General features: G+C 39.9%; 10 protein-coding genes. 8 read left to right on the top strand and 2 right to left on the bottom strand.

From position 1 onward, the window contains the following. The first annotated feature begins 190 nt into the window (after positions 1-190). From ATZ99_RS09430 to ATZ99_RS09410, 5 genes are all read left to right on the top strand, one after another. Complete coding sequence (locus ATZ99_RS09430) at positions 191-1,852, top strand: peptide ABC transporter substrate-binding protein (protein ID WP_068748982.1); 1,662 nt, start codon at positions 191-193, stop codon at positions 1,850-1,852. A 141-nt stretch (positions 1,853-1,993) separates the two neighbouring features. Next, positions 1,994-2,914, top strand: coding sequence for an ABC transporter permease (locus tag ATZ99_RS09425; protein ID WP_068748981.1), 921 nt, complete (start codon positions 1,994-1,996; stop codon positions 2,912-2,914). 13 nt (positions 2,915-2,927) lie between these two features. Next, positions 2,928-3,857 carry an ABC transporter permease gene (locus ATZ99_RS09420; protein ID WP_068748980.1) on the top strand — a complete coding sequence of 310 codons (930 nt, stop codon included), beginning with the start codon at positions 2,928-2,930 and terminating at the stop codon, positions 3,855-3,857. 18 nt (positions 3,858-3,875) lie between these two features. Next, on the top strand, positions 3,876-4,898 hold the full coding sequence (locus ATZ99_RS09415; protein WP_068748979.1) for an ABC transporter ATP-binding protein: 1,023 nt from the start codon (positions 3,876-3,878) through the stop codon (positions 4,896-4,898). Continuing rightward, entirely contained in the window at positions 4,891-5,853 is a 963-nt protein-coding gene (locus ATZ99_RS09410; protein ID WP_068748978.1) for an ABC transporter ATP-binding protein, read from the top strand. Before ATZ99_RS09415 ends, ATZ99_RS09410 begins: the two co-directional genes overlap by 8 nt. A gap of 54 nt (positions 5,854-5,907) precedes the next feature. Here ATZ99_RS09410 and ATZ99_RS09405 read toward each other — a convergent pair whose 3' ends face one another. Together ATZ99_RS09405 and ltaE are read right to left on the bottom strand one after the other, a co-directional pair. After that, positions 5,908-6,684 carry a tRNA lysidine(34) synthetase gene (locus ATZ99_RS09405; RefSeq protein WP_068748977.1) on the bottom strand — a complete coding sequence of 259 codons (777 nt, stop codon included), beginning with the start codon at positions 6,682-6,684 and terminating at the stop codon, positions 5,908-5,910. A 16-nt stretch (positions 6,685-6,700) separates the two neighbouring features. Then, positions 6,701-7,735 (bottom strand): low-specificity L-threonine aldolase, encoded by a 1,035-nt coding sequence (gene ltaE, locus ATZ99_RS09400; protein ID WP_068748976.1) that lies wholly within the window; start codon positions 7,733-7,735, stop codon positions 6,701-6,703. 121 nt (positions 7,736-7,856) lie between these two features. Between ltaE and ATZ99_RS09395 the strand changes: the two genes are divergently transcribed. The 3 genes from ATZ99_RS09395 to ATZ99_RS09385 all read left to right on the top strand — a co-directional run bounded on the left by ATZ99_RS09395 (position 7,857) and on the right by ATZ99_RS09385 (position 9,939). Then, positions 7,857-8,132, top strand: a complete 276-nt coding sequence (locus ATZ99_RS09395; RefSeq protein WP_068748975.1) for an acylphosphatase — start codon at positions 7,857-7,859, stop codon at positions 8,130-8,132. Between the two features lie 15 nt (positions 8,133-8,147). Further along, entirely contained in the window at positions 8,148-9,473 is a 1,326-nt protein-coding gene (locus tag ATZ99_RS09390; RefSeq protein WP_068748974.1) for a replication-associated recombination protein A, read from the top strand. Between the two features lie 79 nt (positions 9,474-9,552). Next, on the top strand, positions 9,553-9,939 hold the full coding sequence (locus ATZ99_RS09385; protein ID WP_068748973.1) for an Asp23/Gls24 family envelope stress response protein: 387 nt from the start codon (positions 9,553-9,555) through the stop codon (positions 9,937-9,939). Positions 9,940-10,028: the final 89 nt, after the last annotated feature.

The following is a 10,028-nucleotide window of genomic DNA, read 5'->3' as shown; positions in this document are numbered from 1 at the left end:
ACCGGGCCACAGGGGGATTTAAGAGTGACCCCAGACCAACCTAAATTAATTTTCGCAAAGGCACACCTGGTTATCAAGAACCTAAAAAGGTTCTATGATAATTTCTAAAACATATTATACGAGGGGGGATTATAGAATAAAATTTAAATTAGGTAAAATTTAATTTTAAATTATAACGGGAGGGAAATTAATGTTTAAGAAAAGCATAGCATTATTAGTAATTCTCTTACTGGTTGTGGGAATGCTTGCAGGCTGCGGCAGCCAGCAGTCTTCCAATCAGAATCAACAGCAACAGCAGCAAACACAGCCAAAGGAAAAAGAATTGGTCTTTGCCATAGGTGCAGAAGTACCTAACCTGGATGCCCAGAAAGCCACCGATACTTATGCTATAATGGTTGGCAATGCGGTATTTGAAGGTTTGGTAAGGGTTTACGAGGGCAAGGTTTATCCCGGAATGGCCGAAAAATGGGAGGTTTCTGAAGATAAAACAACCTATACTTTCCATTTAAGGGATGCTAAATGGAGTGACGGTTCACCGGTTACCGCATACGATTTTGAATATGCGATCAAGAGACTCCTTGATCCAAAAACAGCCTCCGAATACGCTTTCCAGGGTTATTATATTGTAAACGGAGAGGAATACAATACCGGTAAAATAACGGATCCCAGCCAGATTGGCGTAAAAGCTCTTGACGATAAGACACTTCAGATAAAATTAAAGGTTCCGACGAAGTATTTCGAAAGCTTGCTGAGCTTCATATCCTTCTATCCTGTAAAGAAAGATTTTGTAGAAAAGATGGGTGAAAAATACGCTGCCGATGCGGATAAGATGCTCTACAACGGTCCCTTCATTCTGAAAGAATGGAAACACGAACAGGAATTAATCCTTGAAAAGAACCCCAATTACTGGAACAAAGATGCTATCAAGCTTGATAGAGTGAGAATTTTAGTAGTCACCGAGCAAAACACAGCCTATCAAATGTTTGAAAACGGAGAACTCGATTTCGTAGCAATTCCTCCGGATTTTGTACAAAAACTGAAAGATGAGGGCAAGGCTTTATTCTTCTACGATGGTGCCGAATTCTACTTCCAGTTTAACGTAAAAAGACCGGGCAAACCCTGGCTTGCCAATGAAAACTTCATAAGAGCCTTTGGCTTTGCAATAGACAGGGAAGATTGGATCAAAGCAGTGTTAGGTGGAGTATCCGATCCAGCAACAAGATACGTTCTGCCTCTCCTTTCCGGTGTGGAAAAGAAATTCGTAGAGGAATACCCCTATGAATTCTATCCCAGGAAGGCCGATCCGGCCAAAGCAAAAGAGTACCTGGATAAAGCTCTAAAAGAGCTCAAGATTAGCGATCCTTCAAAGATTAAGATAGAATTCTTAACCGATGACAGCTCCAGGGCAAAATTAATGGCAGAAACGATTCAGGATATGATTAAGAAGAACCTGGGTATAGAACTCGTAATTAAGCAGGTGCCCTTCAAACAGAGACTTGAGTTAATGAACAAATCTGACTACGATATAGTATTTGCCGGCTGGGGTCCCGACTACGATGACCCGATGACCTACATTGACCTCTGGGTAACCGGCGGCGGGCATAACAACACCGGCTGGAGCAACAAGCAGTACGACGAACTCGTAAAATTCGCAAAGACCACGACCGATTTCAAGAAACGCGCCGATGCTATGTTTGAAGCAGAAAAGCTGCTCCTTGAAAAAGGCCCCATCGTACCCGTTTACTTCAGGCAGAGGGCATGGACTAAGAAGGATTACGTGAAGGGCCTTGTAAGAAACTTCATAGGTCCCGACCCAGACTTCATTTATGCTGATGTAGAAGGCAAGAATTAAGTAGTTTCAAAGTTAAAAGATAAAAAGATAGGAGACGGAGGTATATGCATAAAAGCGTATACCTCCGTTTGTGATAATTGAAAATGTTCAATATAATAAAATATTAAAAAATAGAACAATAAATTATTCGGGGGTATTTAAATGGGCCGATATATATTAAACAGGTTTCTTGTTTCTCTGATAACCGCCTGGGTACTGGTTACAATAGTATTTTTCCTCGTGAGGCTCTTGCCCGGAGACCCCTTTTTGAGCGAGAAAATTACGCCCGAAATAAAACAAAATATGATGAAATACTACGGCTTTGATAAACCACTTCACATCCAGTATTTGAGGTATATTACTAATTTATTGAAGGGAGATCTGGGCTACTCGCTCAGGTACAAAAATAGGACTGTAAATGAAGTAATAAAGCAGGCTTTCCCTTATTCTGCCGATTTGGGAATAAGGGCTGTAATATTTGCATCGATTGTCGGGGTCACTCTGGGTATAATTGCAGCCTTAAACAGGAATAAGCCCTTTGATTATTTAAGTATGTTAATTGCAATTATAGGTATTTCCGTTCCTGGCTTTGTTATAGGTCCGCTTTTACAGTATTATTTTTCAATAAAATTAAAACTCTTACCGGTAGCTCAATGGAAGGGTTTTGCTTATACCATTATGCCTACAATTGCATTAAGCCTCGGGTCGCTGGCATTGATGGCAAGGCTTATGAGAGCGAGCATGCTGGATGTGGTGAACCAGGACTATATTAAAACTGCAAAATCAAAAGGACTTTCTCCGACTCAGATAGTCTGGAGACACCAGATTAGGAATGCTATTTTGCCGGTGGTAACCGTTTTGGGACCTGTAACCGCAACGCTTTTGACGGGTACTTTTGTTATAGAACAGATATTTGCCATACCCGGTTTGGGGAAATTCTATATCCTGGGTATACAGAACTTGGACTATTCCCTGGTGCTCGGCATGACTGTTTTTTACGGCCTGTTTTTAATCGCAGCTAACTTTGTAGTAGATATAATATACGGAATTATAGATCCGAGAATAAGGGTTACCGGAAAATAAGGAGGTGCCGAAAATGCAGAATAATACGGGAGAATTATCTCAGGAGCTTTTTACCCATGTGGGTAAAAACATCAGTGAGATGGAGGCAATAGTAAGGCCGAGCATAACTTACTGGCAGGATGCCTGGAGAAGGTTAAAGCAAAATAAGGTTGCCATGCTGGGGTTAATTATAATAATTTTATATACGGTTTTGGCAATAGTGGGACCCTTCATGACACCTTATGACTTCAGGACAACAAATCCTTCCGAAATAAACCAACCACCTTCCGCAAAACACTGGTTTGGTACCGACACCCTGGGAAGGGATTTATGGGAACGCACCTGGATGGGTGCCAGGGTATCTTTGATGATAGGGTTTGTGGCGGCTCTGTTAAATGCCTTTATTGGGGTTATAGTGGGTGGAATTTCGGGTTATTTCGGTGGAAAAGTTGATATGGTAATTATGAGATTTATTGATGTATTATATGCAATACCATACATGATAATAGTAATTTTAATGATGGTAGTATTAGGGCAGGGGATCATTCCTTTGATACTTGCTCTCGTAGTAGGCGGATGGCTGGGAATGGCAAGGCTTGTAAGAGGCCAGATTTTACAGCTTAAAGAACAGGAATTTGTGCTGGCTGCAAAGGTTTTAGGAGCAAGCCATACAAGGATAATATTCAGACATTTGATTCCGAATACCCTTGGAGTTATTCTGGTTAATCTTACCATGTCCGTGCCGGGAGCTATATTTTCAGAAGTATTTTTAAGTTTTATCGGTTTGGGTGTGGTTCCGCCTCAATCCAGCTGGGGACAGCTTGCGGCATATGGGGCACAGGCTTTTAGAATTTATCCCTATCAGCTTTTTATACCCGCATTTTTTATAAGCACCACCATGCTCTCCTTAAACCTTCTCGGCGACGGCTTAAGGGATGCATTAGACCCGAGACTGCGCAGTTAAAAGGAGGAAGTGCAAGAAATGGATAAGATATTGCAGGTAAGAGACCTGGAAGTTTCATTTAAAACTTATGCGGGTGAAGTAAAGGCTGTAAGAGGGGTAAGTTTCGATGTTAAAAAAGGGGAAACCCTTGCAATAGTTGGTGAATCGGGTTGCGGGAAAACCGTTACCGTACAGACCATCATGAGGCTAATACCCATGCCTCCCGGTATAATTAAGAAAGGTTCAATTCTTTTTGATGGGAAGGATATAACAAAGCTTTCCGAAAAAGAGATGGAAAGGGTTCGGGGCTCGGAAATGAGTATGGTATTTCAGGATCCCATGACTTCCTTGAACCCGACCATGAGAGTGGGCAATCAGATAGCGGAAAGCTTGATAAAACATCAAAAGATGAACCCAAGAGATGCAAAACAAAAAGCAATTGAAATGTTAAAAATGGTTGGAATTCCCAATGCCGAAAAAAGGGTTGATCAATATCCTCACGAATTTAGCGGTGGTATGAGGCAGAGAGCAATGATAGCAATTGCCCTTGCCTGCAACCCCAAACTTTTGATAGCCGATGAACCTACAACAGCTCTTGATGTTACCATTCAAGCTCAGATACTTGATCTGATGAGGGATTTACAGAAAAAATTAAATACTTCAATTATCATTATTACTCATAACCTGGGTGTTGTTGCAAACCTTGCCGATAAAGTGCTTGTTATGTATGCGGGTAAGGTTATAGAAAGAGGAAGTCTCAATGACATTTTCTACAATCCGCAGCATCCCTATACCTGGGGTTTGCTACTTTCCGTTCCCAGGCTGAATACAACTAAAGAAGAGAGACTTGCTTCCATTGATGGCACACCACCCGACCTATTTGCTCCTCCTGTCGGATGTGCCTTTGCAGCAAGGTGCGAATACGCGATGAAGGTGTGCTATGAAAAATATCCGCCGGATTTTGAAGTAAATGACGGACATCAAGTAGCGTGCTGGTTAAAACATCCGATGGCACCCAAGGTGATACCTCCTATCGGAAAAGGGGTGGCGGTAAATGAGTAATGGGAAAAATAATCTGGTAGAAATAAATAACTTAAAAAAATTCTTTAAAGTTGGCAAAAATGCCATCCTTAAGGCTGTGGATAATGTTAATTTGTTTATTGAAGAGGGAGAAACCCTTGGTCTTGTAGGGGAAAGCGGATGCGGGAAAACGACCCTGGGCAGGACCATAGTAAGGCTTTACGAACCAACCCAGGGGGAAGTGCTTTTTGAGGGGAAAAACGTTCATAAATTGACCGGTGCGGAATTAAAGAATTTCAACAGAAAGGCTCAAATGATCTTTCAAGATCCTTATGCTTCTTTAAATCCCAGAATGACCGTTGGTGATATCATAGGAGAAGGTATCGATATACACGGCCTTTACAGCGGAAAAGACAGGACAGAAAGGATCTACGAACTATTAAGGACAGTTGGCCTTAATAAGGAACACGCAAACCGTTTCCCTCATGAATTCTCCGGTGGACAGCGCCAGAGAATAGGAATTGCCCGTGCTCTGGCGGTAGAACCAAAATTTATAGTATGCGATGAGCCTATTTCCGCGTTGGACGTATCGATTCAGGCCCAGATAATTAATTTGCTAATGGACCTGCAGCAGAAAATGAAACTCACTTATCTTTTTATTGCACACGATCTATCGGTTGTAAGGTATGTTTCGGACAGAGTTGCGGTGATGTACCTTGGTATAGTGGTGGAGTTAACAAAATCGGAAGAGCTTTATAAAAATCCTCTACACCCGTATACTCAAGCATTACTGTCGGCAATTCCCGTACCGGATCCTGAAATTGAAAGGAGCAAAAAACGCATTCTACTTGAAGGGGACGTACCAAGCCCCATTAACCCTCCCCGGGGATGCCGTTTTGCTAAGAGGTGCCGGTTTGCCAAACCCATTTGTAAAGAAAACGATCCTGAATTCAAAGAAGTATCAAGCGGACACTTTGTCGCATGCCATTTATATTAAATAAAAAAGAGAGCAAAAACTTGCTCTCTTTTTTATTATCTATTTTTAATTTACCTATTCTTTATCATAAAATCCATTTTCCGATCTTATCCATTCTTCATTTTTAAAAGAATTGTCCTCCATGAAAAATCTTTTTCTATCAATAGCTGCGATAATGTTATCCCTTGCTTTTGGAAATATGGATTCGAATCGATCTATTAATTTTTTCATTTCTTCTCTGTAAGTTTTACCCGTTGCCGGGCATGAGGATTCAATTACCGGAAGATTCTGCGATTTGACGATGGATTTTAACGTTTGCTCTTTAAGGTAAATTAAGGGTCTAATTAAAGTAACATTTTTTCTTGAAAGATAGGTTTTTGGCTCAAAGGTGGAAAACCTGCCGGTAAAAATTAAATTTAAAAGAAGAGTTTCGGAGGCATCATCTGCATGATGGGCAAGGGCTACCTTATTGCACCCGAGCTCCACAGCCGCACTGTCTAAAGCGCCCCTTCTCATTTTGGAGCACAAAGAGCATGGATTTTTTTCCTTTCGGATTTCAAAGACAATTTTTCCAATTTCTGAAGGAACTATATGCAAAGGGATATTAATTTTTTCACAAAATTCTTTTAAAGGTGCATAATCCATTCCAAAACCTAAGTCTACGGAAATGGCAACTATATCGAAATTCAGAGGCGAATTTTTCCTAACCAGGTCAAGAATATATAGTAGCGCTGTTGAATCCTTTCCGCCGGAGACTCCTACGGCAATTTTGTCATTATTTTCTATCATATTGTAATTTATAATAGCTTTTTTGACCTTTGTTAAAAACCATTTGCCAAAGTTTTTATTCATTGCCTGCCTCCATTTTTTAAATTGTCGTTAATTTTTCTATTACTTCAAGGGTGTATAATATATCTTCTTTACTGATACCGTAGTGAGTAACGAATCTGACATAAGAATTATTCGAGCCGTTTACTTTAATTCCATTTTTTAAAAGCATTTTAGAAAATTCATTTCCGTTCATTTTTAAACCCGATATATCGCAGATCACTATGTTGGTCTGAACGGTGTTTAAATCCAATGCTATTGCCGGAATCTTTGCCAGACCTTCGGCAAGAATCCGCGCGTTTTCGTGGTCTTCCTTTAGCCTTTTTGTCATCTTTTCTAAAGCAATTATGCCGCAGGCTGCAAGAAAGCCTGCCTGTCGCAGTCCACCTCCCAGCATTTTTCTGAACTTCCGTGCTTTATCTATAAATTTTTTTGTACCCACGAGCATCGAACCTACAGGAGCGCATAATCCTTTTGAAAGACAAAACATTATACTATCGGCGTACTTTGCAATTTCTTTAACATCCACCCCAAGATAAGTAGCCGCATTGAAAATTCTCGCCCCGTCCATATGTACCGGGATGCCGTATTTTTCGGCAACTTCTTTTGTCTTTTTTAATAAATTTAAGGGCATTACCGTACCCCCAGCCCGGTTGTGGGTGTTTTCAATACAAATCAAAGAAGTGCGGGGGTAGTGAATGTTTTCTTCCCTTATGGATGCTTCGATATCTTCTGGAGACATAAAACCGTATTTACCGTAAATTGTTTTAGCCTGAACTCCCGAAAGTCTCCCAATTCCACCAACTTCATAGGTAATTATGTGACTGCGTTCTTCCAGAATAATTTCATCTCCAGGCTGGGTATGGGTCATTACTGCTATTTGATTGCCCTGGGTACCGCTTGTCACAAATAGGGCAGCTTCTTTTCCCATAATTTCAGCCGCCATTTCTTCTAATCTGTTTACCGTGGGGTCTTCACCGTATACATCATCTCCTACCTCAGCCTTATACATAGCTTCGCGCATTTCAGGAGTGGGGAGAGTAACCGTATCGCTTCTTAAGTCTATGAAACTCATAAAAATTTCCTCCCATTACAGTATATATAATAATTTTTTTATCATGATATAATTATAAGTTAAAAAGGAGAGGAAAAAAAGATAAAATATAAGTAAAAGAAAGTTATGGCAGGGGGTAAACATGAAAAAGACGGTATACGCAAGAATTTACGGGATAGTTCAGGGAGTGGGACTAAGGTATTCCGTATTGATGAAAGCTAAGGAATTGGGACTGAAAGGTTATGTAAAAAATATGCCGGATTTTAGCGTGGAATTGGAAGTGGAAGGTGATGGGGATAAAATAGACACATTACTTAATTTTATTAAAAACGGTGTAAGATGGGCAAAAGTGGAACGAATAGATACGAAAATACAGGATTATCAAAACAAGTATGAAGATTTTAATATTGTGCATTAAAGAAGGGAAAGGTTTATGGATATTCAATCTTCCATTTTTGATAATAATAAAAAAATTAATATCCCATTGGCAGAAAGAATGCGTCCAAGAGATTTTGATGAATTTACAGGTCAGGAGCACCTTCTTTCGGAAAAGGGACTTTTAAGGCAACTTATCGAAAGCAAAAATATTCCCTCGATGGTTTTTTGGGGACCACCGGGTGTGGGAAAAACTACCCTTGCAATGATTATTTCAAAAAAGGTGGATGCTAAGTTTTTAAATTTCAGTGCGGTGATGTCTGGAATAGGGGAAATAAAAGAAGTTATGAAGGAAGCCCAGGAAAATAAAAGATTCGGTGTAAGAACCATCTTATTTGTGGATGAAATACATCGGTTCAATAAGGCCCAGCAGGATGCATTTTTACCCTATGTGGAAAGAGGGGACATTATTTTAATTGGAGCTACCACCGAAAATCCTTCCTTTGAGCTTAATTCCGCATTACTGTCCCGTTTGAAAGTATTAGTATTGAATCCTTTAAAAGAAGAGGATATCGTAAAAATATTAAAAAAGGCGTTAAGGGATGAGGAGCGGGGCCTGGGGAGGTACAAAATAAAGCTAAAAGAGGATCTCCTTTACAGGATTGCAAGTTTCTCCAATGGAGATGCCAGGGTTGCGTTGAATACCTTGGAACTTGCTTTTTTAAAGGCTGCGATAGCGGATGACGGAACTTATAATATTACCCTTAAAGAAATTGAAGATGCCCTTCAAAAGAAGGTTTTGCTTTACGATAAAAAAGGCGAAGAGCATTATAACTTGATTTCCACCCTTCATAAGTCTATCCGAAACAGCGATGTAGATGCAACGCTTTACTGGCTTGCCCGAATGATAGAATCGGGCGAAGATCCACTTTATATAGCGCGAAGGTTGATAAGGGTGGCTTCGGAGGACGTAGGTCTTGCGGATCCGGAAGCTTTGCTAATCACAGTTTCAGCTTTTCAGGCAGTTCAATTTGTTGGATTGCCGGAAGCAGCGTTGAATCTTGCTCAAGCAGCGGTATATTTAGCCCTTTGCCCAAAATCTAATGCCCTTTATACTGCATATAATAAGGCAAGAGAGGATGCGATAAATTACTTAGCAGAGCCGGTTCCATTACATCTGAGGAATGCGCCTACACCTTTAATGGAAGAACTGGGATACGGTAAGGGTTATAAATACGCTCATGACTATAAAGAAAAGGTAGCGGATATGGAATGTTTACCCGAAAATCTAAAAGGAGCAAGGTATTATTTCCCAACGGACCAGGGAAAGGAAAAGTTTTATGCAGAAAGGTTGAAAGAAATCGAAAATCTGAAGAAAAAATAAAAAAATTAAAAATAATTTAAAGGAATATTATGGTATAATAAAATATATAAGAAATAAAAATTACAAAGGAGGCAAGACCATGGTAGATGGTAGAACATCTATAAGTGAATCAGTGTTTTTTGAAATTGCGAAGGAAGCCATGCATAAAGTGGAAGATGTGATAAGAGAGGAAAAGAAATGGACTTTTTCGGGTATTACCAAAGCTTTTACCGAAAGATTTGCTCCTCAGATAAAGGTTAAAAAACGGGATCCCGTGGATGCTGAGGACAATATAGGGACGGTTTCTTTTGAAGTAAATCTTAGCGTAATTTATGGGGTGAAAATTCCTGAGGTGGCACAAAAGGTCAGAGAAAAGATTATAAGTGAAGTTGAGACCTTAACGGGATACAAAGTGGAAAAGGTGGATATTTCCATAGACAAGATTATTAAGCTGGAAGACATTCAGGAAGAAAAAAAGGAGGCCTAAAAGGCCTTCTTTTTTTCTTAATCTTTGAATTTTCGCATTAAAAGTTATAATATAAATGAAAAGTAGTAATTAAACAATATATTAATGAG

Origin of the sequence: Thermovenabulum gondwanense, assembly GCF_001601575.1 — a bacterium.
GTDB classification, from domain to species: domain Bacteria; phylum Bacillota; class Thermosediminibacteria; order Thermosediminibacterales; family Thermosediminibacteraceae; genus Thermovenabulum; species Thermovenabulum gondwanense.
Note: the sequence above shows the minus strand (reverse complement) of the source record. Positions and strands in the feature narration are given on the sequence as shown.

Excerpts from the sequence above, each read along its gene's own strand:
- ATZ99_RS09410 (WP_068748978.1), top strand. The coding sequence starts at position 4,891 with ATGAGTAATGGGAAAAATAATCTGGTAGAAATAAATAACTTAAAAAAA.
- ATZ99_RS09385 (WP_068748973.1), top strand. The coding sequence starts at position 9,553 with ATGGTAGATGGTAGAACATCTATAAGTGAATCAGTGTTTTTTGAAATT.
- ATZ99_RS09425 (WP_068748981.1), top strand. The coding sequence starts at position 1,994 with ATGGGCCGATATATATTAAACAGGTTTCTTGTTTCTCTGATAACCGCC.
- ATZ99_RS09430 (WP_068748982.1), top strand. The coding sequence starts at position 191 with ATGTTTAAGAAAAGCATAGCATTATTAGTAATTCTCTTACTGGTTGTG.
- ATZ99_RS09415 (WP_068748979.1), top strand. The coding sequence starts at position 3,876 with ATGGATAAGATATTGCAGGTAAGAGACCTGGAAGTTTCATTTAAAACT.
- ATZ99_RS09395 (WP_068748975.1), top strand. The coding sequence starts at position 7,857 with ATGAAAAAGACGGTATACGCAAGAATTTACGGGATAGTTCAGGGAGTG.
- ATZ99_RS09390 (WP_068748974.1), top strand. The coding sequence starts at position 8,148 with ATGGATATTCAATCTTCCATTTTTGATAATAATAAAAAAATTAATATC.
- ltaE (WP_068748976.1), bottom strand. The coding sequence starts at position 7,735 with ATGAGTTTCATAGACTTAAGAAGCGATACGGTTACTCTCCCCACTCCT.
- ATZ99_RS09405 (WP_068748977.1), bottom strand. The coding sequence starts at position 6,684 with ATGAATAAAAACTTTGGCAAATGGTTTTTAACAAAGGTCAAAAAAGCT.
- ATZ99_RS09420 (WP_068748980.1), top strand. The coding sequence starts at position 2,928 with ATGCAGAATAATACGGGAGAATTATCTCAGGAGCTTTTTACCCATGTG.